Source organism: Acinetobacter baylyi DSM 14961 = CIP 107474 (assembly GCF_000368685.1).
Taxonomy (GTDB): domain Bacteria; phylum Pseudomonadota; class Gammaproteobacteria; order Pseudomonadales; family Moraxellaceae; genus Acinetobacter; species Acinetobacter baylyi.
In genome coordinates this window covers 80,306-106,848 of sequence record NZ_KB849627.1, presented here as the reverse complement: position 1 = coordinate 106,848, position 26,543 = coordinate 80,306, and the positions used below count along the sequence as shown (strand labels likewise).

Genomic DNA, 26,543 nt, shown 5'->3' with positions numbered 1-26,543 from the left:
TTATGAGGTTTAGGTATTTTAATTGCACATGTATTAACCCATCAACGTAATACTCATGAGTTGTATAGAGGAAGAATAGTCTAGATTTATACCTCACTTCGTTTTGGTTTCGATGCACTAGGAGGATTAGCCACTTGCTTACTGGCGACCTTAATTAGTGCAAAACAGACTTTTGCTATTATATCTTTTGATTCATCAGTTGATAAAATATAAGTAAAGAGACCTAATTTAGTCTGATAGTCTGACTTTTTCAAAATCTTTGAGCATTTCAATGAGTTCTTTAAGCTTTTCTTCACCATAGAGTTCTTGAATTCGTGCATAAGATTTTTCCATTTTGACGGCTTGGTGTTCAAAATGATTTAAGCCTTCTTCACTCAAGCGAATAAGTGAAATACGTTGGTCTTGTTCGTCTTTGCGCTTAATCACAAGATTTTGCATTCGGTTTAAAATACCAGTCAAGCTTGGTTTCAGAATACACGCGCGTTCAGCCAATTGATTACTTTATCAAGCATACGCAGTCAAAATGTGTATCGAGGCTGTTGATCGTTTAATGGCGAGTGCGGGTGCAACCAGTTTTTTAGATAACAGTGAATTACAGCGTTTATTTCGGGATTCTCACATGACTGGCGCACATGCTTATACAGACTATGATGTATGTGCACAAATTTTAGGTCGTGCTGTAATGGGCATGGAAGCTGACCCTACAATGGTTTAATTGAAGTATACAAGGATAGTGAACATGAATATGATGACTCAAGATCAGTCAATTGAAGTATTAGATCCGAAAGCATTCCGTAGAGCATTGGGCAACTTTGCAACAGGTGTGACGATCATGACTGCGCAAAATGCTGAAGGAGAACGAGTAGGAGTGACTGCAAATAGTTTCAACTCTGTCTCGCTGGATCCTGCACTTATTTTATGGAGCATCGATAAGAATTCTTCGAGTTTTAAAGTATTTGAACAAGCGACACATTTTTCTGTCAATGTTTTGTCGGGAAATCAAATTGATTTATCGAACAAGTTCGCACGACGCAGTGAAGATAAATTTGCAGGAACTGATTTTGACCATGGTGAAGGGCAATGCATCTTATTAAAACAATGTGCAGCGAATTTTGAATGCGAAAAATTTAATATCGTTGAAGGTGGTGATCACTGGATTATTATTGGACGTGTGGTCAGATTTTATGATCATGGTCGCTCGCCTTTGCTTTACCATCAAGGAGCATATTCTTCGGTTTTACCACATCCAAGTTTGGATCGAAAAGAAATTGCTGCTGGTGAAGGCGATGGTTTCCCTGGTCGTCTCTATCACAACATGTATTATCTACTGACTCAGGCAGTACGTGCTTATCAAGCAAACTATCATCCGAAGCAACTCGCAAGTGGTTTTCGTACGAGTGAAGCTCGATTATTACTCGTACTCGAAAGCAAAACTGCAACTTCAAAATGTGAGTTACAGCGTGAAGTGGCTATGCCTGTGGTTGAAATTGAACAAGCAACTGAAATTTTAGCGCAAAAAGGTTTACTTTTTGATACTGGCGAATGTTACGAATTGACAGAGCAGGGCATTGAAGCTGCTCAGATGCTATATCGGATTGCTGAAAATCATCAGCAAGAGATCTTTGAGAAATATTCAACTGATGAACGTGAGCTTTTTAAAAGTATGCTAAAAGATCTGATTGGAATTTGATCGCATTAGAATCTATATAAATATAGAATTTATTTTCACCTCAGGCAACTGTGTTTTATGAGGTGAAAATTATAGATAAAGCCTCTTTCATAAATCAGAAAAATACTCATCTATTGGTGAATATTCATGCTGTAAGATTTTGGATTTTCAAGCATTATTTGTGCATGAAATACTTCGGCTCAAAAAAGTTTTCAGATTCTCAGTTTAAGCGTTATATAGGTATATCTCGTTCAACATTTTCTCCAATGGTTCAAGACATGCAGATGCAAATTTTCTCTAAAGGCAGACCACCTGAACTCTATCTTGAAGATCAAGTTTACTCTGCTTAAGCTATTGCAGAGAATACTGAACCTTATTTGATGTTGCTGCAAATCAAGCTGTATCAGAGTCGACAGCTTTCAGGGTTGTTCGTTAAGTTGAAGGTACTTTAAGTCGGTTTTGTTTAATTTACCCAAGAATATCCTTCACTGGCTTTGTGTGGTCGCTGGTGATTGTAAAACCACAGCCATTTTGTAGCATAGTCCTGCAATTGCTCCAATGAGTCAAACTGGACAGCCACCACTCTCCTAGATAAATATTGTCTATTCTTTTTGCATAGGAGAGAACATTATGAGTGGACAACGATACACCCCAGAATTTAAAGATGAAGCTGTTAAATTGATTACTGAACGTGGATATCTGTCATTGATGTTGCAGAACGTTTCGGCGTATCACAGCACAGCATTTATAAATGGCTAAAGGCCGTACGGCTATGACTTTTTATTTTAAAAATAAGGGACTTTGTTGCATAAACCTACGACTTTAATGCCTAGATACTTAAAGAATAAATTTTGTCCAAACGGTTTTAACTTAACATGCAACTCGGATACCCGACATACTCTGAATTGTGTTATTTCAAGTATTTAAAATCAGTAGATTGATATGCGTTAGCAAGCACATAATCGAGTGTCTATTGTTCAAATTTTATGCTTTTTATTCAATGCTGTTCGATATTTTTCGATTGGTAAATTTGGTATTGAATTTTTTATTTTTTTTAATCAAAGAATATGATCATTTTTTTTACGCTTTTTGATCATTCTTTTCATTGCGTTGACTTTAGCAAATGGTGCTTCTAATTTTACTCTTAAGAATAATACTTACTTATGAGTTTTAATGGAGTAAAAAATGAGGCTAAAGGGAAATGTTGTACTCGTGACAGGTGGTGCTTCTGGTTTAGGAGGTGCAGTTGTACAGCGCCTTGCTGAGCAAGGAGCAAGGTTAGTGATTATCGATTTAAATCAATCATTAGGTGAACAACTTGCACGTCAGGTCAGTGGACTATTTGTGCAGGCCGATGTGACCAATGAAGAACAGATTGATCAGGCTTTTCAACAGGCAGAAGAATTTTATAAGAAGAAAGTACGCGTTGTGGTGAATTGCGCAGGTATTGGTCCTCCTGGTAAAGCCATTGATCGTGAAGGTAATCCACTTGCGTTATCCACCTTCAGCAAGATTATTAATATTAATTTAAACGGTACATTTAATGTTTTATCGAAATTTGCTGCACGGCTGCATAGAGAAGCCGTTGAAGGTGAAGAACGCGGTGTAATTATTAATACGGCCAGTGTAGCTGCGTTTGATGGGCAAATAGGTCAGCCTGCTTATGCAGCCTCCAAAGCAGGCGTGGTTGGCATGACCTTGCCTTTGGCACGTGAGTTTGCACGTTACGGCATTCGGGTCATGACCATCGCACCAGGGATTTTTCTCACACCTTTATTAGCCACGTTACCGCAAGATGTTCAAGACTCATTAGGTGCTCAAGTGCCATTTCCAAGCCGTTTGGGGCAGCCTGATGAATTTGCCCAATTAGTCGAAAGTATCATCCTCAATCCAATGTTAAATGGCGAAGTGATCCGATTAGATGGTGCAATACGGATGACAGCAAAATGATCAATAATGATTTAAATCTGGCACATGACATCGCCATTAAGGTTGAAAAGTTTGTACGTGAGGTGGTAATTCCGTATGAGCGTGACCCACGGCGTGATCATCACAATTGCCCAACCGAAGAATTGGCTGTTGAACTGCGAGAGAAAGCGCGTGAGGCGGGGGTTCTTGCACCACATATTTTGCCTGATGGTACACATTTAAGTCAGCGTGGAACAGCACAGGTTTTGATTAAAACGGGTTTATCACCCTTAGGGCCGCTGGCTTGTCAAACTGCCGCGCCTGACGAAGGCAATATGTATTTGTTAGGTCAAGTGGGCAGTGATTTTATCAAGCAAAAATTTCTAAAGCCTTTGGTCGAAGGAAATGCACGTTCTGCTTTTTTTATGACCGAACCTGCGCAAGAAAATGGCGCAGGTTCTGATCCATCCATGATGCAAACGCGTTGTTGGAAAGAGGGCGATGAGTGGGTCATTCGTGGTCGAAAAGCCTTTATTACTGGTGCAGATGGTGCACAGGTCGGCATTATTATGGCTAAGGCAGAACAAGGTGCTTGTATGTTTCTGGTCGAATTGCCGCATCCTGCGATTCAGATTGAGCAAGTACCACGTACCATTGACAGTTCAATGCCAGGTGGGCATGCAACATTATGGATGAATGACTTGCGAGTGCCAGCACAACAAATGCTAGGTGAACCGGGTGAAGGTTTTAAATATGCGCAGGTTCGGCTTTCTCCAGCCCGTCTTTCGCATTGTATGCGCTGGTATGGTGCCTGTTTGCGTGCCAATGAAATTGCGACCGAATATGCCAATCAGCGTATGGCATTTGGACAGTTGCTGATTGATCATGAAGGATGCAGCTTTATGCTGGCCGAAAACCTTATTGATCTAAAGCAGGTTGAACTCATGATTAATTGGTGTGCCTCGGTTTTAGATCAGGGTGAATTGGGTACATTTGAAAGTTCGATGGCAAAAGTATCGGTGAGTGAAACCTTAATGCGAGTGGCTGATCGTTGTGTACAAGTGATGGGTGGCTCTGGTTTGACCGAGCAAACAATTGTCGAGCAAGTATTCCGTGAGATTCGAGCCTTTCGTATTTATGACGGTCCGACCGAAGTACATAAGTGGTCAATTGCAAAGAAAATTAAGCGAGATTGGCTGAAACGAAGCAAGCAACAGAAGCAAGGAGGCTGAGTGATGACGAGTTTAAATGCGCAAGCCAATACCGGGGTTGCTGCCGTAAGAGCAGGTATGGAACTGAATAAGCATGCTGTAATTGAATGGATGCGAGCTCATGTGAGTGATTTTTCAGGTGATATTGAAATTAGTCAGTTTAAAGGTGGCCAGTCTGTTCCGACGTATCAGATCAAGACCCCTGATGCAAGTTATGTACTGCGTAAAAAGCCCAATGGTGCATTAAAGGGTGCACATGCGGTAGAGCGAGAAGCACGTATTCAAACTACTTTATATCAAACAGGTTTTCCTGTGGCTAAAATTCATGGACTCTGTACCGATACTTCGATTCTGGGAACTGAGTTTTACCTTATGGACAAAGTCGAAGGACGAATTTTTTGGGATGCATCTTTTGCAGAGGTATCACTACAACAGCGTCCTTTATATTTTGATGCCATGAATCAAACTATTGCTAAATTACATAGCCTCGATCCCATTGCGTTGAAGCTTGAGGATTATGGTAAGTCTGGCAATTATTTTGAACGACAGATTGCACGTTGGTCAAAACAGTATCTTAATGACCCTGAAGCAGGGCATGATTCTAATATGGATATGCTGATTGAATGGTTACCGAAACACATTCCACAAGGGGATGAAACTCGCATCGTTCATGGTGATTTTCGCTGCGACAACATGATTTTTCATCCCACTGAACCCAAAATTTTGGCTGTTCTGGATTGGGAATTATCAACATTAGGTCATCCCCTCGCTGATTTTGCCTACCACGCCATGATGTATCAAATGCCGCCTGACATTGTCGCGGGTCTGGTCGATACCGATATTGAAGCTATGAATATTCCGACAGAGCAAGAATATATAGAAAGTTACTGTGCACGCACAGGCCGACAGAGTATTTCACAATGGAAATTTTATGTCGCATTTAATTTTTTCCGCTTGGCGGCAATTTTTCATGGCATTAAGGGGCGTGTCATTCGTGGATCTGCGGCCTCCATTCATGCCCAGGAACGTGCTAAAAGCTTCCCCATCTTGGCACGTCTCGCGCGTGAAGCAATGGAGGCCTGCCAATGAGTCAGCATCTTTTAGTTGAAGTAGAAAAAGGTGTGGCGTATTTAACTTTAAATCGTCCCCAGCAAGGCAATGCGATTGATTTGGCACTTGCACAAGCGCTACTTCATGCTGCAATTCAATGTGATCAGGATCGAAGCATTCGCTGTGTTGTCCTTACAGGGGCTGGACGTTTTTTCTGTGCTGGAGGTGATATTGCTGCATTTACTGAAGCTCAAGCGCAGGTACCTGCTTTTTTAAGTGAGCTTGCGGGTATTTTACATTTAGCCATTTCGCGATTTATGCGTATGAACAAGCCTTTATTGGTGGTGGTCAATGGAACTGCAGCAGGTGCTGGTATGAGTCTGGCGCTGATTGGGGATGTGGTTATTGCAGTTGAAAATGCGCAATTTGCACCATCTTATGGGGCGATTGGTTTAAGTCCAGACGCTGGATTGACATGGCATTTGCCTAAATTGGTCGGTTTACGCAAAGCCCAACAGATTTTAATACTCAATCAAAAACTGAGCGCTGCTGAAGCAGATCAAATCGGTCTGATTAGTGAAGTGGTCACCACTGAGCAACTGCAAAAGCGTCAAACTGCATTGATTGAGCAGTTGCTGAATAGTGCCACACCTGCGTTATCCAATGTCAAACAGCTATTGTTGAATAGCCATCAAAATACCCTTGAAACACATCTGGAGCTTGAAGCGCGCAGTATTGCAGCAATCAGTCTAGGTGAATCAGCCAAAGAAGGACTTGTGGCGTTTCTAGAAAAACGTGCAGCACAATTTAATCAGGATAGTGAAATATGAATGTTGCTTATATTGTAGATGCGGTGCGTACCGCAGGCGGTCGTCGTAACGGTAAACTGGCTAGCTGGCATCCTGTTGATCTGGGTGCAGAAGTCATTAATGCCTTGCTGGATCGTACAGGTATTGATCCGAATGTGATTGATGATGCAGTTTTTGGATGTGTCACTCAGGCAGGCGAACAAACTTTTGCATTTGCCCGAAATATTGTACTTGCTTCTAAATTACCGATTCATGTGCCTGGCGTCACTATTGACAGGCAGTGCGGTAGTTCACAACAAGCTGTGCAATTTGCTGCCCAAGCGATTCTATCGGGCATGCAGGATGTGGTGATTGCAGGCGGTGTCGAAAGTATGTCGCGTGCCCCGATGTTGAGCAATGCGAGCTTACATGCCAAAGCAGGACTCCCCGCAGATCCTTTAAGCCCACGCATTAAAGCACGGTTTGATGTTGATCAATTTAGCCAGTTTACAGGCGCTGAAATGATGGCAAAAAAATATGGCTTTGATCGTGAGCAACTGGATCAATACGCTTTGTTGAGTCATCAACGCGCAATTCAAGCTACCGAAACGGGTAATTTTGAAAATGAAATTGTTGTACTTGACGTAGATGGTGAAGCACATCGTATTGATGAAGGTATTCGTTTTGATGCTAATCTTGAATCTGTCTCAGGGCTTAAACCCTTAGTAGAAAATGGTGTGGTGACGGCGGCGAATGCCAGTCAGATTTGTGATGGAGCAAGTGCTGTACTCATCGTCAGTGAGCGTGCGCTTAAAGCCTATGATCTGACTCCTAAAGCACGTCTAATACATATGAGTGTCAGTGCAGGTGACCCAGTGATGATGCTTGAAGAGCCAATTTTTGCTACACAAAAAGCCCTAAAAAAAGCAGGACTTAAAATTACTGATATTGATTTATATGAAGTCAATGAAGCCTTTGCACCAGTGCCTCTGGCATGGCTACAAGCGTTAGATGCAAACCCTGAAGCGCTGAATATTCATGGCGGTGCAATTGCATTGGGGCATCCATTAGGCGCATCAGGAACCAAACTCATGACCACATTGATTCATGCATTACATACACAAGGTAAGCGTTATGGCCTACAAACCATGTGTGAAGGTGGTGGTATGGCGAATGTTACGATTTTGGAGGCTTGCTCATGAAATTACAAACGCGTGTTACTGAATTACTTGGAATTGAATATCCGATTATTCAAGGTGGGATGATGTGGGTCGGACGTGCTGAACTAGCGAGTGCAGTCTCCAATGCGGGGGGATTAGGAATCCTGACTGCATTAACACAGCCAACACCTGAGGATTTGGTCAAAGAAATTCAACGTTGTCGTGATCTGACTGATCAACCTTTCGGCGTGAATTTAACGATTTTACCTTCGGTTAATCCGCCACCGTATGCTGAATATCGTCAGGCGATTATTGAAAGTGGGATCAAGATTGTGGAAACCGCAGGTGGAAAACCACAGGAACACATTCATGAGTTTAAAAAATATGGGGTAAAAATTCTGCATAAATGTACATCGGTGCGTCACGCTATATCCGCCCAAAAAATGGGTGCAGATATTATTTCAATCGATGGATTTGAATGTGCAGGACATCCTGGTGAAGACGATGTACCTGGTTTGGTGTTGATTCCTGCTGCCGCCAATCAAATCAGTATCCCAATGATTGCTAGTGGTGGAATTGCAGATGGCCGTGGGCTGGTTGCAGCACTGGCCTTGGGTGCAGAAGGGATCAATATGGGTACCCGTTTTTGTGCTACTAAAGAGGCACCGATCCATGACGCCATCAAGCAATTCATTGTTAGCAATGATGAACGCGCAACAAACCTAATTTTTAGAAAATTTCACAATACTGGACGTGTCGCTAAAAATAGTGTGTCAGATCGTGTGGTCGAAATTTCAAGCCAACTTGACAGTCAGTTTGAAGATATTCGTAGCTATGTGTCGGGTGCCAAAGGTCGTCAGGCACTGGAAACAGGCGATCTGGATGCGGGTCTGATCTGGGCTGGACAAGTACAGGGCTTAATTCAGGATATTCCGAGTTGTCATGAACTACTGCAACGCATTGTTAGTGATGCCAATCAGATTATTCGTGAGCGTCTTAACCAATTTATTTAAATTATCAATTAAAAAATCTAAGGAGAGTGGCAATGGAATACCACTTTATTCAGGTTGAAAAACAGCAACATTTAACAATTATTACTCTCAATCGTCCTGCAAGTTTTAATGCATTAAATGCATCTGCCCATGAGGAGTTGGCTCAAGCTTTTGATCAATTTCAAAATGATGATGAGCAATGGGTTGCGATTGTGACGGGTGTAGGGGAAAAAGCGTTTTGTGCAGGTCATGATTTAAAACAACAAGCAGCAGGTGGTGGTCTGGTGACACCGCAATCAGGTTTTGCAGGTTTAACAGCACGTTTCGATTTAACTAAACCTGTCATTGCTGCTGTAAATGGCGTCGCAATGGGTGGTGGGTTTGAGCTGGCTTTAGCTTGCGACTTAATTATTGCATCTGAAAATGCTGTTTTTGCCTTGCCTGAGCCAAGAGTCGGTTTGGCTGCCTTGGCAGGTGGAATGCAACGTTTACCTCAAGTCATTGGGTTAAAAAGAAGTATGGGAATGTTGCTTACGGGACGTCGGGTATCGGCACAAGAAGGATTCGAGCTGGGTTTTGTCAATGAAGTAACCAGTGGACCCGTACTCGAAGCAGCGAAGAGATGGGCAAATGAAATCTTGGCATGTAGTCCGCTATCGATACGTGCTACCAAACAGACCGTGTTAAGAGGGTTGGAGAGTTCGGTTGAACAAGCCATGCAGGAGCAATGGCAGTACAATGCGATGCAATGCATGCTGAATTCAGAGGATGTGATTGAAGGACCAAAAGCATTTGCACAGAAACGCACACCAGAATGGAAAGGGCGTTAATTTTCAAATTAAAAATGCCACATGGAATGAGGATCAAGAGATGCATCCAATGGTTCATGCACAGAACACCCCTGATAAAGCGGCTTGTATCTTTGCCAGTACGCAGCAAGTTCTAAGCTATGCACAAATGAATGCGTTGGCAAATCGCTGCGCACATTTATTTCGTCAACATGGTCTCAAGCGTGGTGATGTGGTTTCGATATTGCTTGAAAACAGTATCGATATTTTTACGGTGGCGTGGGCAGCACAGCGTTCAGGACTTTATCTCACCGCGATTTCGTGTAAAACCTCCGCAAAAGATCTGGCTTATATTCTAGATAATTCAGAAAGCAAAATATTGATTGTCTCGGAATGTTTGGTCGATACCGCTTTAGAAGCACTCCAATTGAGTCAACTGGATTATGTCTATTTATATGCCACAGGGCAAAAAACCTCAGTGGCTTCTTTCACACAAGCGCTCAGCCAATGTCGGGAAGATGATATTACAGACCCAAGTCCAGGCGGGGATATGTTGTATTCTTCTGGTTCTACGGGTCGTCCTAAAGGTGTACGTCCGCCTTTACCTGAAGGTGATTTGATGCAGCCAGTGCCACTAATGGCGATGGGACGTGATTTATACCAGATGAATCAAGACACCCTGTATTTATCGACCTCACCGCTTTATCATGCTGCGCCGTTACGATGGGCCTTAGCTGTTCATCGTTTTGGTGGCACTGTGGTGATCATGGATAAGTATGATGCAGAGCAAACGCTCAATTTAATTGAGCAATATCAGATCAGTCATGCCACCTTTGTGCCGACACATTTCATTCGGTTACTTAACTTGCCAGAAACCAGACGTCAGAGTTTTGATTCATCCTCGCTTAAGGCTGTCATTCATGCGGCTGCACCGTGTCCCGTACCAGTTAAGCAGGCAATGATTGACTGGTGGGGACCACTTTTACATGAATATTATTCAGGCACTGAACAATGTGGGATTACTGCATTGGATTCAGTGCAATGGCTTGATAAACCAGGTTCAGTCGGTAAAGCAGTACTAGGAAAAATTAAAGTACTGGATGAACAGCAAAACGAACTGGCTGTGGGGCAAATTGGTGATATTTATTTTGCGGATGGCCCACAGTTTGAATACTACAAAGACCCTGAAAAAACTAAAACAGCTTATAGCAAGCAAGGTTGGGCCACATTGGGCGATATTGGCTGGGTAGATGAAGATGGCTATTTATATCTGACCGATCGTAAAAACTTCATGATTATTTCGGGTGGAGTCAATATTTATCCTCAAGAAATAGAAAATCTATTAATGACACATCCTGATGTGAATGATACCGCCGTTTTTGGAATTCCTGATGACGAAATGGGCGAAAAAGTGGTTGCAATTGTTCAGCTTAAAGCGTGTATTTTGTCGAGCGCAGATGAAGCCCAGAAACTCAAACAATTTGTGCGTCAAGCTTTAGGTGGTGTGAAATGCCCACAGGTTTTTGAATTTTGTCAAAACTTTCCAAGAGAAGCGACAGGGAAAATACTGAAACGCAAACTGATTGAAGATTATAAAGCGCATTTGGCTTCTTCAACCCAAGCTCACTCGGCATGATACAGGAGATAGCCACGCAAGACGACATCGTGATTTTAAGAGCAGTTTATAAGTTCGATGATTATTGAAATCATATCAAGATGTCTATGAATACATTATTACGGATCGTAAATAACTATCACCTCATGACAGTATGCCAATCTAATGATGGTATTTGCAGTGACAGATCCAGATAAAGAATAACACGGATAAGCATTTTCATTGTTCCCACTGGAGTGGTGATTTATTTGATGTTTTGGTCTTTTGAAAGCGCAAGAAAGTGCAAATTTAGCCGTTAGATTGTGCATTGATTACTGAGGGTAGAACTTTATACTCATGAGTAAGGGCTTTAGGAATAAGCCTTATAAAGGACGCTCAAGGCTTGAAAATAAGATTTATTTTCATACCAAGACACATAAAAAAAGGTCAGCAGTTTGCTCACCAAGAAAATATAGAATGGACAGATAAGGAGTAGTTATGAAGGTTCAACATTGCCTGTTATTGGGTTCATTATGTTCTACCATTTCAGTAAGCAGTTATGCTTTTGATATGTTGCCTGCTGATTTTACTTGGCTAGGAGATGGTACAAAAGTAGGTCTGGTTTACTTAGCTTATCAAGATGCCAGTACATTAAAAGTCGATGGAGTTGGTAAAATTCCACAATCCGATGCTCAGGTTTATGCTGGAATTTTACGCGCAGTAAGTTGGCAGGAAATTGCAGGTTATAAAACAGTCATACAAACATTTTTAACTTCGGGTTATATCGACAAAGCAACGGTAGGTGGGATTGATCAACCTGATAATTCTGGTTTAGGTGATCTTAATTTTGGTTTTACCTTATATCCCACAGCCTCAAATGAACCCACAGGCACAACGATTGCTTTAAGTGGTTACGTGACAGCACCAACAGGCGATTATGATGTTGGTAAAGTCAATATTGGTACAGGTACTTGGGTGTTTACGCCACAGATTGGTTTAATTCAAGGATTAGGCAAAGGATTTCTCATTGATGCTGCTTATGATGTTGGATTTTATAAGACCAAAGATCACAATGGTTTTGAAGTAAAAACAGATCCATCCTCACAAGCACAGGCTTATTTGCGTTATCAGCCGAGTGCACAGACCAACTATGCGATTGGTTTTTCAAAGAAATTTGGTGGCAAACAGTTTCTAAACGATCAATACACAGGCATGAAAACGGATGTAACACAACTTCGTTTAACCACGACTCACGCATTTAAAAATGGTGTCATCGCTACAGGCATGTTAGCACGCGATGTACAGGTTGAAGGGGGCTTTAAAAATGATGTTTCTGTGCTGTTACGTATTGGAAAAGCATTTTAAAACCCAAAATTCCTCAATAAAATAATGAATATTAAGGAGCAAGGAATGTCTCGAATTGATTTAAAAGATCCTGATTTATATCAGCAACGTGTCCCTCATGATTTATTTGCGCAGCTTCGTAAAGAACAACCTGTTTATTGGAATGATGAAGTTGATGGTTCAGGTTTCTGGGCTGTGATGAAACATAAAGATATTTGTGAGGTATCTCGTAATCCTGCCGTATTTTCATCGGCTTATGAAAATGGTGGTCATCGTATTTTTAATGAAAATGAAGTCGGTCTGACAGGTGCAGGGGAATCTGCAGTTGGAATTCCGTTTATTTCGATTGACCCACCGCTTCACACTCAATATCGCAAAGCAATCATGCCAGCATTGTCGCCAGCGCGACTTGGCGATATTGAAAATCGAATTCGTGAACGAGCCAAATTATTAATTGAACAAATTCCATTTGATCAGGAAGTGGATATTGTGCAGTTATTATCGGCACCGTTACCATTACTGACACTCGCAGAATTATTGGGCGTTAAACCAGATGTTTGGAAAGATCTTTATCACTGGACTAATGCTTTTGTCGGTGAAGATGATCCAGAATTTCGACAATCACCAGAAGCCATGCAGCAAACTATGATTGAGTTTATGAGCTTTTGTCAGGCATTGTTTGAAGAGCGACGTGCTAATCCAGGACACGATATTGCAACGTTGCTTGCGACGGTCCCTATTGATGGTAAAGCGCCTGTATTGCGGGATTTTATTGGAAATCTGATTTTAACCTTGGTTGGTGGCAACGAAACTACTCGTAACTCTATGAGTCATACCATCGTCAATTTTTGCAAAAATCCAGAGCAATGGGACAAAATTAAACAAAATCCTGAACTACTTAAAACGGCAACAGCCGAGATGGTACGTCATGCTTCACCTGTGTTGCATATGCGCCGTACAGCAACCCAAGACACCATGATTGGTGAGCAAAAAATTGCCAAGGGTGATAAAGTTGTTTTATGGTATTCCTCAGCAAATCGTGACGAAGATGTGTTTGAACGTCCTGACGAATTTGACGTTACACGTAAAGGATTTCAACATGTGGGATTTGGTTTTGGTCAGCATGTATGTGTCGGTTCACGTTTAGCTGAAATGCAACTGCGAGTCGTGTTTGAGTTGCTTGCAGAACGGGTAGAGCGTTTCGAATTAAAATCTGAACCAAGACGCTTTCGTTCTAATTTTTTAAATGGATTAAAGAATCTCAATGTGGTGCTTGTCGCCAAATGAGGAGATCATCATGCAAGGATTAGCACTTCGTAACGAAGATGTCGTGAGTCAAACTTTGGGTTGTCGCCCAGAAGTGAGTTATGTCAACAAACAAAGTGACTGGCAAATGATGCGTTGGCGTCAGTTCGTGGGTCATTATAATTTAGACGCATTGCCCGAGCCAATGCTGGTTGCTCATATTGGTGGTAAACAGCAGGTACATATGCGTGACGGTCAATGTTGGAGTCATACAGGCTCTAAACCTAGTGACATGACCAATATGCCTGCACATGTTGCTTCTGGCTGGCTAGTGAATGGTGAATTAGATGTTGTCACCCTGACCTTACCACGCGCAATCCGAGATTTCGTTACAGACGTCCGTTTTGCATACAGAGATACTTTAGGTATTGCGTTAATTAGACAAATGCTGGCTAGTTTGTATGAACCACAAAGTGTAGAACGGGATCAATATATTGATTTACTGATGACCACTTTTGTCGCACATTTAAATCGTGCTGATACCCAACTGACGGATCAAATTCCAATAACAAGTTGTTCTGCGCATAGATTGCATCATATTTTAAATATGATCCGTGAACATCCTGAGCAAGAGTTTAGTTTGGATATCCTTGCAAGTGAAATCGACTTAACGCCTGCCCATTTTTGTCGTATGTTTCGTGAGGCAACAGGGATTACTCCTCACCAATATATCTTGAAATGCCGTTTACAGCGGGCAGAGCATTTGTTGAATAATTCCGATCTATCTATTTCCATGGTGGCTGAGGCGTCAGGATTTAATTCACAATCACATTTTACCCGATTGTTTTTAAAAAAAATGGGGAAAAATCCGTCAGACTTAAGGCGACGACTGCATTAGGAAATGAATAATACAAGGTCAATCACGAGATACTAAACGACATGCTTTAGCCTTTAGTTTGACCTCTAATATTAATTTTATACACGAATTTTTAAAGGTTGCATTTGAGCAAACTCAAATGCACTTGAGAAATTCGTCCCAAAAAATTAGGGACCCAACATGAATGCCAGATTTCAAGAACTTTTACCTGAATTGGCTTTGTATGCAGGTAGTAAAAAACTGGATGTTAATCAGACCTTTCAGGATATAAACCCCTGTGATGAAATCTTGATTGCACATATTCCAAAAGCATCTGTGGAAGATTTGAATGCGATTGTCGCAGTAGCGAAACAGGGATTAAATAGTACAGCCTGGCATGAGGTGACGCCATTACAACGCGAAAATTTAATTCGATGTTTTGCCGATGCAATTGAAAAGGATAGCACTCGTTTGGCGCAATTAGAGTCGATAGATGCTGGCAAACCGATTTCAATCACACAAACTGTAGACATTCCCGCCGTAGTGGCTTGGCTTAAATATTATGCGGGTTGGGCCAGTAAAATTATGGGTAGCGCAGGTGAGCTAAGCAATGTTGCGGGTTCATTTCATGCGTATAGCCGTCGTCAACCTGTTGGGGTGGTGGCCGCCATCACGCCGTGGAATTTTCCAAGTGTTTTGTCAATGTGGAAAATTGCGCCTGCACTAGCAGCAGGCTGCTGCATTGTACTGAAACCTGCGTCAGACACACCCCTCACAGCTTTACGTTTGGCAGAAATTGCACGAGAGATTGGTTTTCCCGAAGGCGTTTTTAATGTCGTGACCGGTAACAGTGACATTGGTCATGCTCTGGCCACTCATCCAGATATTGCTAAAGTTGCCTTTACAGGATCAACTCAAACAGGACGTTCTATTTTACAGGCTAGTATTGCCGATTTTAAACGTGTAACGCTAGAACTTGGCGGAAAGTCTCCAGTCATTTTGCATAAAGATGCAGATTTGGATAAAGCCATTCCAACCATTGCGATGGGCTGTTTTTTTAATACAGGACAAGTCTGTTATGCAGGAACACGTTTGTACGTGCATCATGACATTTATGATGAGGTGTTAGCGCGTTTAGCCGCATTTACCAAAACCCTGAAAATAGGGTCTAGCGATGATCCAAATACGCAATTGGGGCCCGTAGTCAATGCCCGTCAACAGCACAGTATTCAAGAATTTTTGAATAAAGCAGAGCAACAAGGAATCGAGTCACTTGATTTATCCGCAATGACTTTACCCGAACACGGTTTTTACGTTCGTCCAGCCATTTTAAAAAATGTTCCTGCACATGCCGCGATTATGAAAGAAGAAGTATTTGGGCCAGTACTTGCCACTGCAGCATACCAGAGTCTAGATGAAGCCATTCAACTGAGTAATGACAGCATTTATGGTTTGGCAGCACATCTTTGGACCCAGGATTTATCCATTGCCCATCAAGTTTCAGCAGCGCTGGATGCGGGTACCGTGTTTGTGAATTGTGCTTTATTGGCAGATCCGAACTTCCCATTTGGAGGCTTTAAGCAATCTGGAATAGGTCGTGAAAATGGACAGGAAGTTTTAGATGCATATCTGGAGTCTAAGTCTGTGATTATGGCTTTAAGTTAAAAAATTAAATGGATTAAGGGAATAATGCAATGAAAATTACAGCAGCAGTGGCGCGTCAGGCGCATCAGGATTTTAGTATTGAACAGGTTGAACTTGATGAGCCAAAAGATCATGAAGTCTTGGTCCGTATTGAAGGTGTGGGGTTGTGTCATACCGACTTGGTCGCTCGCGATCGTTTAATTCCAATTCCACTTCCCGCAGTTCTTGGACATGAAGGAGCAGGTGTGGTTGAAAAAATTGGTAAAGCAGTGACCAAAGTGGCCGTGGGTGATCATGTCTTAATGAGTTTTAACAGTTGTGGTGAATGCCCACGCTGTAAAGAACATTTACCACCTTATTGTACTCAGTTTCCGCAGCTCAACTATGTCGGTGCGCGCCCAGATGGAAGCTCTACGCTAAAACAAAATGATCAGGCGGTATCGGGTTATTTCTTCGGACAATCTTCCTTTGCCAGTCATGCGCTTGCCAATGAACGTAACATTGTTAAGGTTGCTCAGGATTTACCGATCGAAATTTTAGGACCACTTGGTTGTGGTTTACAAACAGGTGCAGGAGGGGTGATGCGTTCACTGGCTTGTCCTCAAGGTTCGACTATTGCGATTTTTGGCGGGGGGCCTGTTGGTTTGGCAGCGGTAATGGGAGCCGTCATTCAACAGTGCGCAACCATTATTTTAGTTGAACCAATGGCTTCACGTCGTGAACTGGCCCTTGAGTTGGGTGCGCATCATGTAATTGATCCAGCACAGGGTAATATTACCGAACACATCCGCAATATCTTACCGCAAGGTGTCGATTTTGCATTTGAATCGAGTGGACGAGGTGAAGTGGTTGAAGCGGCACTGGCATCATTGGGCAGTCATGGTTTACTTGGATTAGTCGGAGTTCCGCCCAGTGTAGAAACCACACTCAATGTCAATCTGGTGTCACTCATTACTTTTGGTCACCGTATTCACGGCATTATCGAAGGCGATAGTGATCTGGATACCTTCTTGCCAGAATTGATTCAACATTATCAAGCAGGCAAATTTCCTTTCGACAAACTTATCAAAAAGTATGCACTAAGTGAAATTAATCAGGCCATACAAGATCAGGCACAAGGCCGCTGTATAAAAGCGGTTCTCATTCCTGAACATGCCCATCATTAGAAAAAAAAAGGAGAGTTTTATGCCAACGATTGCCATTGTCACTCGTGAAGGTGAACGCACCTCGGTTACCGTTGAAAATCAACTTTCACTCATGGAGAACTTGCGAAATGCGGGAGTTGGGGATATTAGCGCTTTATGCGGTGGCTGTTGTTCTTGCGCTACTTGTCATGTGTACATTCTGGAGGGCTATGCTCATTTAAACCCATTGGGTGATGACGAAAATGACATGCTCGATAGTAGCTTATCACGCCGCGAATCTTCTCGTTTAGCCTGTCAGGTCATCATTGATGAACAATGTGATGATCTTGTAGTTGAAATTGCACTGGAGGAATAAATGTCAAATTACGATGTGATTATCGTGGGCACAGGGCATGCGGGCGGACAGGCGGCTGTCGCACTCAGACAACAAGGATTTACTGGATCAATTTTGATGATCGGTGAAGAATTACATTTGCCTTATGAGCGACCACCATTATCAAAAGAGTATTTCTCTGGTGAAAAAACGTTTGAGCGAATTTTGTTGCGTCCAGAACAGTTTTGGAAGGATAAAAATATTGACCTAAAGCTTGGACAACGCGTGATTCAGATTGATGCCCAGTCACATCGTATTTTGACCCAGCAAAACCACGAATATCACTATGGAAAATTGATTTGGGCGACTGGTGGAAAACCACGTCGGCTAAGTTGTGAAGGTGCAGATTTAGACGGGATTCATTATATTCGTAATCGCGAAGATGTAGATCGCATTAATCAGGAGCTTGATCGTGTTCAAAAATGTGTGGTCATTGGTGGTGGATATATTGGTTTAGAGGCTGCCAGTGCATTACGCAAAATTAATCGAGATGTGACTTTGGTTGAAGCACAGTCAAGAGTGCTGGCGCGTGTTGCAGGGCCCATAATTTCTGATTTTTATCAGCAATATCATCAGCAAAAAGGCATTGAATTTTATTTAGGGCAAGGAGTGGATCATCTTGAAGGTGATCAGGGGCGTGTGCATACGGTGATACTCGCCAATGGAACACGAATTGCGACGGATATGGTAATTGTTGGGATAGGGTTAAACCCTGAAATTAATGCTTTGATTGAGGCAGGTGCGATATCGAGTAATGGCATTGAAACGGATCGCCGTTGCCGAACTTCTCTGCCTGATATTTTTGCAATTGGCGATTGTGCTAATCATGAAAATATTTTTGCCGATGGACAGCGTATCAGACTCGAATCTGTACAAAATGCCAATGATCAAGCCATGATTGTCGCCAAAGAAATCTTAGATAAAGGTGAAGACTACGCGGCCATACCGTGGTTTTGGTCAAATCAGTATGATCTGAAATTACAAACGATTGGGCTTTCAATTGGCTATGATCAGGAGGTTCTACGCAGTGAACCCGACTCAGGCTCATTTACCGTGATTTATTTACGTCAAGGCACAATCATAGCACTGGATTGTGTCAATCGGCCTGCTGATTTTATACAAGGCAAAGCCATTATTCAGCAATCAATCAGTATTCCAACAGAACAATTAAGTGATCATACACTGCCATTTAAAGAGCTGATACAACGCTATAAAAACAGTTAATTTACACCCCTGAGACGCATTTACAATTGATTAAGTTAGAGCATTAGGCCGCTCTAACTTATTTTTTTTCGAAACCGTAGGTTAAAATATCAACCATTTTTTGAATGGTCTCTTCTTTGCTTAAAACACCATTTGGATTATACCATTTTGCCGACCAGTTAATGGCACCTGTTAAAGTCGCTGCTAGAATTTTGGGATCGTGTTCTGCATTTATGGATTGATCTAGCTGAGCATCACGAATAATATTTAAAAGTGCTTCATGTACAACGCGTTTGAGTGCTTTAAATTTAACTAAACCTTCTTTCGAAAGTGCATCATCATGAGTTAAAATCACGCAACGACCAAAGTCATCTAAATTGCGGCAACCATATAAGAATAAAAAACGTCTAAGTTTTTCAAAACCAGAGATTGATTGCTTTTCGACATCTTTTGCGGCTTCGATCAACTGTTGTAATCCAATTTCGACACAAGTAAGCAAAACCTGTTCTTTATTGCCTAAATAGTGATAAATCGTCGGTTTGGAAATTCCCAAACTCTTTGCAACGTCATCGAGTGAGGTTGAGTGAAAACCTTGTTCATTAAAAATTTTTACCGCTGCTAAAAGCACAGCATCACGTTTGGCTTGACGCTCTTGTTCTTTCTTTTCATGATTTAAAAACGGATTTTCTGGGCTCATATGAGATGAATAATTTATGGCAATTAAAATGAATTGTATATAGTGAAAGAATAATGATCAAAGAGATTGAACTTAAATTTTTTGATTTAGTATGAATATTTCTTTATTGAAAAGTTGAATTTACCTGAATTCTGTTTAAAGCAATAGTTTCATAATCGGAATTTGGTGCGGTCGCTCGACTGATGACTCTAGGCCTCTTATTTTTCTAGTCAATTTTTTATCCGAAATAGAGGTGACGTAGAAAAAGATGGCTTTAATACTGTCTTTTTCTACGTGTTAAGGTTTTAAATACTCCGTTTATTTCTAGCGAGTTGATTTAAGACTGAAATCATTAAGTCGATTTCTTCGTGAGTATTATAAAAAGCCAACGAAGGGCGTACGGTTTGCTCCACACCAAAACGGCGTAGAATAGGCTGAGCACAATGATGTCCTGAACGAACTGCAATACCATGTTGGTTAAGAGCTTTGCCTACTTGTTCAGTAGAATAACCATCAAGGATGAATGACATCACACTGGCCTTATTTTTTGCTGTTCCAATTGGCCGCAAGCCAGTTACACTGCTTAAGGCATGTTGACCATATTCAAGTAAATCATGCTCATAACGGGCAATATTGTGGATACCAATCCGTTCGACATATTCCAGCGCAGCCCCTAGACCCACGGCATCGGCAATGTTACCAGTACCTGCTTCAAATTTATTCGGGGCAGGTTGGTAAATGACTTGTTCAAATGTCACATCTTGAATCATATTACCACCACCTTCCCATACTGGCATTGTCTCCAGAATTTCAGGTTTGGCATAAATAGCACCAATGCCTGTTGGCCCAAATACTTTATGTCCAGAGAACACAAAGAAATCGGCATCAATCGCTTGTACATCGGTTGGCATGTGCGAAACAGATTGAGCACCATCCACCAATACACGAACTCCTTTGCTATGAGCAATTTTAATGACCTCAGCGACGGGAGTGACCGTTCCTAAAGCATTTGAAACTTGAGTGATTGAGACCAGTTTAGTACGTTCATTAATAAGTTTAGGTAGCTCCTCAAGAAGGATTTGACCTGTATCATCCACAGGAATAACCCGCAATTTGGCTCCAGTTTTTTTGCTGAGCTGATACCAGGGTACGATATTCGCATGATGTTCCAGATGAGAGACAATAATTTCATCACCTTCACCAATATTTTGTTCGCCCCAGGTTTTGGCGATTAAATTAATGCCTTCGGTGGTCCCACGAACAAAAATGATTTCCTTGGATGATTTTGCCCCAATAAAACGAGCGACTACATTACGTGCATGTTCATAAGCATCGGTTGCACGTGCTGCAAGTTCATGTGCAGCACGATGAATATTGGAATTTTCATGTTGATAAAAATAAGCAATACGATCAATCACAGATTGCGGTTTTTGAGTCGTGGCTGCATTATCAAACCATACCAGAGGCCGCCCATTAATACGTTCCTGAAGGATTGGAAAATCGCGCCGTATGGCGTGTATGTCTAAGGGCTGAGCACTATTGGTTACAAAAGTGGATTGAGACGGCACATAGTTCTGATATGACTGTTCAACTTTTGGAATATCAAGAAAGTAGAATCCTGATGATGTGGTATGTGGTTGATGTGCAGTAGTGATATTTGGACGATCTTCACGCAACAGGGCGTTTAGTTTTTCTCCTTGAGGTAACTGAGATGATTGGGGTGTTGAATGATTTGTCACATCAAAATCTGAACTTGATTTTGTCGGAGACGCAAGATCATCTAGGAAATAAAAAGGCGATTGTTCACGATTTAATGGCACATTTGGGCTTACCAAAGGGACATTTGGCTGCTGATGAATTGCTTGTGGAAAATGTGGTTCAATGGGTGGTCGTGGCAAGTTTGCCCCTCCAATCACAGGAGAAGAAGCAATAGCACGACGTTCAGGATAATCTGGATAATTGGGTATATGCTCAGGGTATTCAGGATTCAAACTTTTCTGGTAAGCAATATTTGGAGCACGTCCACTTAACGCTGCCACAGGTTCGACAGGTTGTGGAGCATGTGGTGGAGTGCCGACATTGGGTAGGTCCAGATTAAGTCCAGATGCATGACCGCCAGAACTTGGTAAGGCTGCAAAAAACTCGCTTGCGAGACGGGATAGGGTGGCTTCATCAGGAAAGTTGGCTGGGGGTGAAATTCCAGCCACTTCACTGTTTGGACTACCCGTAATATTATTTGTAGTTAACTGGGTAGTCATGATATTTATCGATCTCCACATCATCTAATACAGCCAATGCATCTTCTGTTAATACTGCAAGTGAGCAATATAAAGAAATCAGATAGGATGCAATCGCATTACGATTAATTCCCATAAACCGAACGGATAAACCTGGTGATTGCTCGCCTGCAAGACCTGGTTGAAATAGTCCAACAATGCCTTGACGCTTTTCACCCACACGCAGGAGTAAAATTTTAGTTTTTCCGTCTTCAACCGGGATTTTATTTGACGGAATAAGTGGAATTCCGCGCCATGTGATGAACTGAGAACCAAACAAACTCACTGTTGGTGGTGGTACACCTCGACGTGTACATTCGCGACCAAATGCTGCAATCGCATCGGGATGGGCAAGGAAGAATCCTGGTTCCTTCCATACCTTACGAAGTAAATCATCTAGATCATCTGGGGTTGGGGGACCATTAAGTGTCGAGATGCGTTGTTCATCTGAAACACTTGCCAATAAACCATATTCAGGGTTATTGATCAGTTCACTCTCTTGACGCTCTTTAATGGTTTCAATCGTTAAGCGAAGTTGCTCTTTAATCTGGTCATGTGGACTACTATAAAGATCCGCTACACGGGTATGAATATCAAGAACGGTAGAAACGCCATTGAGAAAATATTCTCGTGGTTGAGGGTCATAATCTACAAAAGTTTGAGGGAGGGTAGCTTCATCACGTTGCGTACAAGCAACCTGAATATCATCAGTATTATTGACGCGGTTTACACGATAAATACCTGCCTCAACAGGGATCCATTGTAATAGATGGGTTAACCAGCGTGGTGTAATCGTAGAAAGTTGAGGAACGGTTTTAGTCGCGTTCGCCAACTGCCTAGCTGCATGATCCCCAAGTGCAAGTTGAACTTTTTCAGTGTTTTTTGTCATGAATAAGGTTTCCTAATATGACAGTCATGGTGTTTTTAAATGAATAGCCTAATCTGGAGCTTTTATTTTCTTTAAGCAGCCTAAGTTGCTTTATAGATTTTTTAAAATAATAAATTAATATAACCTCCTATAAATATCGCTCTTATTCTTCATAAATATATATTTATGAAAAAACATTATAAAAAAGAGATTTAATCTTATTGGAGCGCCGTGTTATTAATAGAGAACCTCATATTTAAAAAATCAGTAAAGTATTAAGCCGTTTTTTTCTGATGATGTGATTCTGATGGTGATTGTAATATCTGGCTACCTGCAGGTACGCTATGTGTTAACCAGACATTGCCACCAATGACAGAGCCTTTACCAATGGTAATTCTGCCTAGTATTGTTGCACCTGCATAAATAATCACTTGATCTTCTACAATTGGATGACGTTGGTAGTCTTTTTTGAGCGAGCCATCTGCATCGGTTTCAAAGCGTTTGGCACCTAAAGTCACCGCTTGATAAATTCTGACTTTTTCTCCAATAATACATGTTTCTCCAATCACAATTCCCGTACCATGGTCAATGAAGAAACCTGAACCAATGCTTGCACCAGGATGTATATCAATACCCGTCGCAGAATGTGCAAGCTCGGAAATAATTCGCGATAATAGTGGAACGTGTGGGTATAACTGATGGGCCAGACGATGATGAATGATTGCCAATATACCTGGATAGCATAGTAGAACTTCATCTACACTGTGTGCAGCGGGATCACCTTCATAAGCGGCACAAACATCTGCATCCAGTAAGCGGCGTATGTGTGGTAAGGTCTTTGCAAAATTTTGAACAACAATTTCTGCTTGTTGACTAATTGCTGCGCTATCCTGCTCATAATTTTGTCTAGACTTGCTTTTTAATTCATAATCTAAAGCAAGTTTGACCTGACCGTATAATGCATTTAAAACACGGTCTAGTGTATAGGAAATATAATAGTCTTCAGTTTCCTGACGTAGGTCTGCTGGTCCCAGACGCATTGGAAAAAGAATGCCGCACAAGTCATCAAGAATTGACTTTAAAACCTCTTTAGATGGTAATTCTCGTCCCCCAATTTCTTTGATACGATTTTGACGTTCACGCCATTCGTGACGTGCCTGTTGTAAACCTTGTACAACAGGAGAAATATCCCATTTAGCCACATTTATTCCTTAATGAAGTGATTTAAATGATTTGCGATATAAAGGTTGAGTTAATCCTGTTGCCATGGGAGTTGGTGAATACGCCAACCATTTTGGCTATTACGCTGCTGCTGTTGATTTAAATCACCTTCAAATCCTTCCAAAATGTTATAAATTTGCTCAAAGCCCGCATTAAAGGCGGCTTCTGCTGCAAGCGCTGAACGTTTACCACTACGGCAAAGTAGCAGGATCGTTTTATCTTTACCGACTTTATTCTCCAATTCTTTTAAAAAACGTGGATTCCGATTAAAAGCGGTACCTGTCGCCCAGGCAATGTGAATACTTTCTGGAACATAGCCGACAAACTTACGTTCTTCATTAGTACGAACATCGACCAGAACTGCTTGTCCCTGTTGAATTAAATGCCATGCATCTACAGGAGAAACACTACCAGTGAAATTAAGATCATGATCTTCTGCGTATTGTTGTGCTTGTTGGAATATATGCTCCGACGATATCTTTTCTGCAGATTTTAAATGGTCTGATGTATTAATTTTGGCATTCATGAAAAGCATCCTTAAAACTAAATCATTTCAATATAAGAATATGCTATGCCCAATTCTTTATTCTTAAAAATAATTAAATATAATTTCTATATATAAAATATAAAAAAAGAACTCATAAAAAATGATCGAGTCAAATAAAAATGATTTTATTAAAAATAGTAAGCGTTTATCTTTATCTCTTATTTATAAATATAAATATTGTCTGATCTTTGTACCTGTGTAGACAGTTAAAAAAAACATTTCTCTTTACTCTCATCCAGAGCATAACACCAAACATGATCACAACACGTCTCACATTAAATCTGAATAGCGTGGATAAATGATCATCAGGTATACGTTTAGTTAATCATTCTGAGAGATCTATAACGGCAGAATGTATGGATATATATCGAGATATGAAAGACATCATTTCACAAAAGAATTCATCTGACCTTGTCTGGAAGAATACAAAAAAGTACTGGTTATTTTCGGTTGAATATTTTAACTCACTTGCGATCTTTTGGATTGTACCAGTGTGTTTGTTTGCGCTTTGGTGGATTGCATCAAATGAACAATGGATGCCTGCTCAAATTTTACCGACCCCAAAAGACACGTGGCATTCTTTCGTTGAAATCGCATCTCAAGATCTATGGTCACAGCTTGCGATCAGTCTTGAGCGCTTTGGTCTTGGCCTATTGTCAGGTGTGTTAGGCGGCGTATTTCTAGGTGTTTTATTGGGCTATAGCCGCATTGCAGAACAATACTTATCTGCAACGTTTTATGCGTTGGTTATTATCCCAACATTGGCTTGGTTGCCTTTGCTCATGATCTGGCTTGGCATCGAAAATAGTTTAAAAATTTTCATCATTTTTAAGGCCACAATGGTGCCGATTGCTTTACATACTCAGGCAGGGGTACGTGACATTCAACCCAAACTCAAAGAAATGGCAGCAATCTTACAGTTTAATCGGCTAACCTTGCTCACAAAACTTGTACTGCCAGCCACACTTCCATATTTCTTTACGGGTTTAAGACTAGCTGTTGCAGCAGGCTGGACGAGCTTAATTGCTGTTGAGTTGTTGGCTTCATCGGAAGGTATTGGATATTTGATGGTAACAGGTCGTCAGCTATTTCAGCTTGATATTGTCTTTGTCACGATTTTTGTGATCGCATCTGTCGGAATTATTTTCGATTTTATCCTGCATCGAATTGAACGTAAGTTTGTGTTTTGGCCCCATGCTGCTTTGAGTGCTCATACTTTTCATAAAAAAAACCGAACCGATGTTTTCAAATCGTGGGTTTTACCTTTGAGTTTAGTGGTGCTTTGGGTAGTGAGCAGTTGGTTTAACTTGATTTCGAGTCAAATTTTGCCTGCGCCATGGAAAGTATTAGAGGCACTGTGGTCAGGCATTCAAGATTTCTCTCTCATTACCGCCATGTATTACAGCCTTTATCGTGCAATTTTGGGTTTGATTATTGGTGGGTTAATTGGGGCGTCAGTAGGAATTGTGGTGGGGTTATTTAAACCTATTGAAAATCTGTTGGCACCTACACTCAACACATTACGTCTCATTGCCATTTTTGCTTGGATTCCGCTACTGACAGCTTGGTTTGGGCTCGAAGATTTATCAAAAATTGTTTTCATTTCAATAGCGACATTTTTTCCGATGTTTATTGCGACATGGAAAGGCATGTCGAGCATTCCAATGCAGCTTGTTGAAGTCTCAAGCACCTTAAGAATGACATTGCTTCAACGCTTAACGCTTTTGATTTTACCGAGCATTGCACCTTCAATGTTTGCTGGGTTTCGACTGGCCTTGCTCTATTCGTGGATGGCATCTTTTGGAGCTGAATACTTGATGGGCTCTGGAATTGGCATAGGTAGCTACATGATGGCAGCACAGCAAAACTTTGAAATGGAGCGTGTGATAGCAGCAACCGTTTTAGTCGCTGGTTTAGGGGCGATTCTGGCATGGCTAGGCAAAATAACTGAAAACTACGCAACATCTTGGCGAAAAAATTGAGGT

The 26,543-nt window shown here is 41.5% G+C and carries 23 protein-coding genes and 2 pseudogenes; 19 read left to right on the top strand and 6 right to left on the bottom strand.

The annotated features are described in order from the left end of the window. Positions 1-228: 228 nt before the first annotated feature. Positions 229-438, bottom strand: a complete 210-nt coding sequence (locus tag F952_RS07595) for a MarR family transcriptional regulator (RefSeq protein WP_228681278.1) — start codon at positions 436-438, stop codon at positions 229-231. Between the two features lie 79 nt (positions 439-517). Between F952_RS07595 and F952_RS07590 the strand changes: the two are divergent. The 18 genes and pseudogenes from F952_RS07590 to F952_RS07505 all read left to right on the top strand — a co-directional run. After that, positions 518-715: pseudogene (locus F952_RS07590) on the top strand (p-hydroxyphenylacetate 3-hydroxylase oxygenase component); the annotation flags it as partial. A 24-nt stretch (positions 716-739) separates the two neighbouring features. Next, positions 740-1,690, top strand: a complete 951-nt coding sequence (locus tag F952_RS07585; protein ID WP_004925167.1) for a p-hydroxyphenylacetate 3-hydroxylase reductase component — start codon at positions 740-742, stop codon at positions 1,688-1,690. Between the two features lie 609 nt (positions 1,691-2,299). Further along, positions 2,300-2,439 (top strand): annotated as a pseudogene (locus F952_RS16855) (transposase); the annotation flags it as partial. A 415-nt stretch (positions 2,440-2,854) separates the two neighbouring features. Then, positions 2,855-3,619 carry an SDR family NAD(P)-dependent oxidoreductase gene (locus tag F952_RS07575; RefSeq protein WP_004925161.1) on the top strand — a complete coding sequence of 255 codons (765 nt, stop codon included), beginning with the start codon at positions 2,855-2,857 and terminating at the stop codon, positions 3,617-3,619. Then, positions 3,616-4,809, top strand: a complete 1,194-nt coding sequence (locus F952_RS07570) for an acyl-CoA dehydrogenase family protein (RefSeq protein ID WP_004925157.1) — start codon at positions 3,616-3,618, stop codon at positions 4,807-4,809. Before F952_RS07575 ends, F952_RS07570 begins: the two co-directional genes overlap by 4 nt. A 3-nt stretch (positions 4,810-4,812) precedes the next feature. Then, a complete protein-coding gene (locus F952_RS07565; protein ID WP_004925154.1) occupies positions 4,813-5,877 on the top strand; it encodes a phosphotransferase family protein in 1,065 nt (354 codons plus the stop codon). Next, positions 5,874-6,668 carry an enoyl-CoA hydratase/isomerase family protein gene (locus F952_RS07560; protein ID WP_004925151.1) on the top strand — a complete coding sequence of 265 codons (795 nt, stop codon included), beginning with the start codon at positions 5,874-5,876 and terminating at the stop codon, positions 6,666-6,668. The genes F952_RS07565 and F952_RS07560 overlap by 4 nt, the downstream gene beginning before the upstream one ends. After that, the gene (locus F952_RS07555; RefSeq protein WP_004925148.1) at positions 6,665-7,828 is read left to right on the top strand and encodes an acetyl-CoA C-acetyltransferase; all 1,164 of its coding nucleotides are present in this window, start codon (positions 6,665-6,667) and stop codon (positions 7,826-7,828) included. The genes F952_RS07560 and F952_RS07555 overlap by 4 nt, the downstream gene beginning before the upstream one ends. Beyond that, positions 7,825-8,799: an NAD(P)H-dependent flavin oxidoreductase gene (locus F952_RS07550; RefSeq protein WP_004925145.1), complete on the top strand. Its 975-nt coding sequence runs from the start codon at positions 7,825-7,827 to the stop codon at positions 8,797-8,799. Before F952_RS07555 ends, F952_RS07550 begins: the two co-directional genes overlap by 4 nt. Before the next feature lie 32 nt (positions 8,800-8,831). Then, the gene (locus tag F952_RS07545; RefSeq protein WP_004925142.1) at positions 8,832-9,608 is read left to right on the top strand and encodes an enoyl-CoA hydratase-related protein; all 777 of its coding nucleotides are present in this window, start codon (positions 8,832-8,834) and stop codon (positions 9,606-9,608) included. 40 nt (positions 9,609-9,648) lie between these two features. Continuing rightward, positions 9,649-11,202, top strand: a complete 1,554-nt coding sequence (locus F952_RS07540) for an acyl-CoA synthetase (protein WP_004925140.1) — start codon at positions 9,649-9,651, stop codon at positions 11,200-11,202. A gap of 456 nt (positions 11,203-11,658) precedes the next feature. Beyond that, positions 11,659-12,525, top strand: coding sequence for a transporter (locus F952_RS07535; RefSeq protein WP_004925137.1), 867 nt, complete (start codon positions 11,659-11,661; stop codon positions 12,523-12,525). Between the two features lie 45 nt (positions 12,526-12,570). Next, complete coding sequence (locus F952_RS07530) at positions 12,571-13,791, top strand: cytochrome P450 (RefSeq protein ID WP_004925134.1); 1,221 nt, start codon at positions 12,571-12,573, stop codon at positions 13,789-13,791. 10 nt (positions 13,792-13,801) lie between these two features. Beyond that, positions 13,802-14,647 carry a helix-turn-helix domain-containing protein gene (locus F952_RS07525; RefSeq protein WP_004925130.1) on the top strand — a complete coding sequence of 282 codons (846 nt, stop codon included), beginning with the start codon at positions 13,802-13,804 and terminating at the stop codon, positions 14,645-14,647. A 159-nt stretch (positions 14,648-14,806) separates the two neighbouring features. Continuing rightward, entirely contained in the window at positions 14,807-16,270 is a 1,464-nt protein-coding gene (locus F952_RS07520) for an aldehyde dehydrogenase family protein (protein ID WP_004925128.1), read from the top strand. Positions 16,271-16,299: 29 nt separating this feature from the next. Next, positions 16,300-17,415 carry an NAD(P)-dependent alcohol dehydrogenase gene (locus F952_RS07515; protein WP_004925126.1) on the top strand — a complete coding sequence of 372 codons (1,116 nt, stop codon included), beginning with the start codon at positions 16,300-16,302 and terminating at the stop codon, positions 17,413-17,415. A 19-nt stretch (positions 17,416-17,434) separates the two neighbouring features. Further along, positions 17,435-17,749: a 2Fe-2S iron-sulfur cluster-binding protein gene (locus F952_RS07510; RefSeq protein ID WP_004925123.1), complete on the top strand. Its 315-nt coding sequence runs from the start codon at positions 17,435-17,437 to the stop codon at positions 17,747-17,749. Beyond that, the gene (locus F952_RS07505) at positions 17,750-18,991 is read left to right on the top strand and encodes an NAD(P)/FAD-dependent oxidoreductase (RefSeq protein ID WP_004925120.1); all 1,242 of its coding nucleotides are present in this window, start codon (positions 17,750-17,752) and stop codon (positions 18,989-18,991) included. Positions 18,992-19,049: 58 nt separating this feature from the next. Here the strand turns inward: F952_RS07505 and F952_RS07500 are convergent, their stop codons facing one another. The 5 genes from F952_RS07500 to F952_RS07480 all read right to left on the bottom strand — a co-directional run bounded on the left by F952_RS07500 (position 19,050) and on the right by F952_RS07480 (position 24,537). Further along, positions 19,050-19,667, bottom strand: coding sequence for a TetR/AcrR family transcriptional regulator (locus tag F952_RS07500; protein WP_004925116.1), 618 nt, complete (start codon positions 19,665-19,667; stop codon positions 19,050-19,052). 284 nt (positions 19,668-19,951) lie between these two features. Continuing rightward, complete coding sequence (locus tag F952_RS07495) at positions 19,952-21,904, bottom strand: family 2A encapsulin nanocompartment cargo protein cysteine desulfurase (RefSeq protein ID WP_004925113.1); 1,953 nt, start codon at positions 21,902-21,904, stop codon at positions 19,952-19,954. Beyond that, positions 21,879-22,811: a family 2A encapsulin nanocompartment shell protein gene (locus tag F952_RS07490; protein WP_004925112.1), complete on the bottom strand. Its 933-nt coding sequence runs from the start codon at positions 22,809-22,811 to the stop codon at positions 21,879-21,881. Before F952_RS07490 ends, F952_RS07495 begins: the two co-directional genes overlap by 26 nt. Positions 22,812-23,065: 254 nt before the next feature. Next, positions 23,066-23,992 carry a serine O-acetyltransferase EpsC gene (gene epsC / locus F952_RS07485; RefSeq protein WP_004925109.1) on the bottom strand — a complete coding sequence of 309 codons (927 nt, stop codon included), beginning with the start codon at positions 23,990-23,992 and terminating at the stop codon, positions 23,066-23,068. 50 nt (positions 23,993-24,042) lie between these two features. Next, positions 24,043-24,537 (bottom strand): rhodanese-like domain-containing protein, encoded by a 495-nt coding sequence (locus F952_RS07480; RefSeq protein WP_004925107.1) that lies wholly within the window; start codon positions 24,535-24,537, stop codon positions 24,043-24,045. 377 nt (positions 24,538-24,914) lie between these two features. Here F952_RS07480 and F952_RS07475 point away from each other — a divergent pair, with 377 nt between their 5' ends. Beyond that, positions 24,915-26,540: an ABC transporter permease gene (locus F952_RS07475; protein ID WP_004925105.1), complete on the top strand. Its 1,626-nt coding sequence runs from the start codon at positions 24,915-24,917 to the stop codon at positions 26,538-26,540. Positions 26,541-26,543: the final 3 nt, after the last annotated feature.

Excerpts from the sequence above, each read along its gene's own strand:
- F952_RS07595 (WP_228681278.1), bottom strand. The coding sequence starts at position 438 with ATGCAAAATCTTGTGATTAAGCGCAAAGACGAACAAGACCAACGTATT.
- F952_RS07585 (WP_004925167.1), top strand. The coding sequence starts at position 740 with ATGAATATGATGACTCAAGATCAGTCAATTGAAGTATTAGATCCGAAA.
- F952_RS07575 (WP_004925161.1), top strand. The coding sequence starts at position 2,855 with ATGAGGCTAAAGGGAAATGTTGTACTCGTGACAGGTGGTGCTTCTGGT.
- F952_RS07570 (WP_004925157.1), top strand. The coding sequence starts at position 3,616 with ATGATCAATAATGATTTAAATCTGGCACATGACATCGCCATTAAGGTT.
- F952_RS07565 (WP_004925154.1), top strand. The coding sequence starts at position 4,813 with ATGACGAGTTTAAATGCGCAAGCCAATACCGGGGTTGCTGCCGTAAGA.
- F952_RS07560 (WP_004925151.1), top strand. The coding sequence starts at position 5,874 with ATGAGTCAGCATCTTTTAGTTGAAGTAGAAAAAGGTGTGGCGTATTTA.
- F952_RS07555 (WP_004925148.1), top strand. The coding sequence starts at position 6,665 with ATGAATGTTGCTTATATTGTAGATGCGGTGCGTACCGCAGGCGGTCGT.
- F952_RS07550 (WP_004925145.1), top strand. The coding sequence starts at position 7,825 with ATGAAATTACAAACGCGTGTTACTGAATTACTTGGAATTGAATATCCG.
- F952_RS07545 (WP_004925142.1), top strand. The coding sequence starts at position 8,832 with ATGGAATACCACTTTATTCAGGTTGAAAAACAGCAACATTTAACAATT.
- F952_RS07540 (WP_004925140.1), top strand. The coding sequence starts at position 9,649 with ATGCATCCAATGGTTCATGCACAGAACACCCCTGATAAAGCGGCTTGT.
- F952_RS07535 (WP_004925137.1), top strand. The coding sequence starts at position 11,659 with ATGAAGGTTCAACATTGCCTGTTATTGGGTTCATTATGTTCTACCATT.
- F952_RS07530 (WP_004925134.1), top strand. The coding sequence starts at position 12,571 with ATGTCTCGAATTGATTTAAAAGATCCTGATTTATATCAGCAACGTGTC.
- F952_RS07525 (WP_004925130.1), top strand. The coding sequence starts at position 13,802 with ATGCAAGGATTAGCACTTCGTAACGAAGATGTCGTGAGTCAAACTTTG.
- F952_RS07520 (WP_004925128.1), top strand. The coding sequence starts at position 14,807 with ATGAATGCCAGATTTCAAGAACTTTTACCTGAATTGGCTTTGTATGCA.
- F952_RS07515 (WP_004925126.1), top strand. The coding sequence starts at position 16,300 with ATGAAAATTACAGCAGCAGTGGCGCGTCAGGCGCATCAGGATTTTAGT.
- F952_RS07510 (WP_004925123.1), top strand. The coding sequence starts at position 17,435 with ATGCCAACGATTGCCATTGTCACTCGTGAAGGTGAACGCACCTCGGTT.
- F952_RS07505 (WP_004925120.1), top strand. The coding sequence starts at position 17,750 with ATGTCAAATTACGATGTGATTATCGTGGGCACAGGGCATGCGGGCGGA.
- F952_RS07500 (WP_004925116.1), bottom strand. The coding sequence starts at position 19,667 with ATGAGCCCAGAAAATCCGTTTTTAAATCATGAAAAGAAAGAACAAGAG.
- F952_RS07495 (WP_004925113.1), bottom strand. The coding sequence starts at position 21,904 with ATGACTACCCAGTTAACTACAAATAATATTACGGGTAGTCCAAACAGT.
- F952_RS07490 (WP_004925112.1), bottom strand. The coding sequence starts at position 22,811 with ATGACAAAAAACACTGAAAAAGTTCAACTTGCACTTGGGGATCATGCA.
- F952_RS07480 (WP_004925107.1), bottom strand. The coding sequence starts at position 24,537 with ATGAATGCCAAAATTAATACATCAGACCATTTAAAATCTGCAGAAAAG.
- F952_RS07475 (WP_004925105.1), top strand. The coding sequence starts at position 24,915 with ATGGATATATATCGAGATATGAAAGACATCATTTCACAAAAGAATTCA.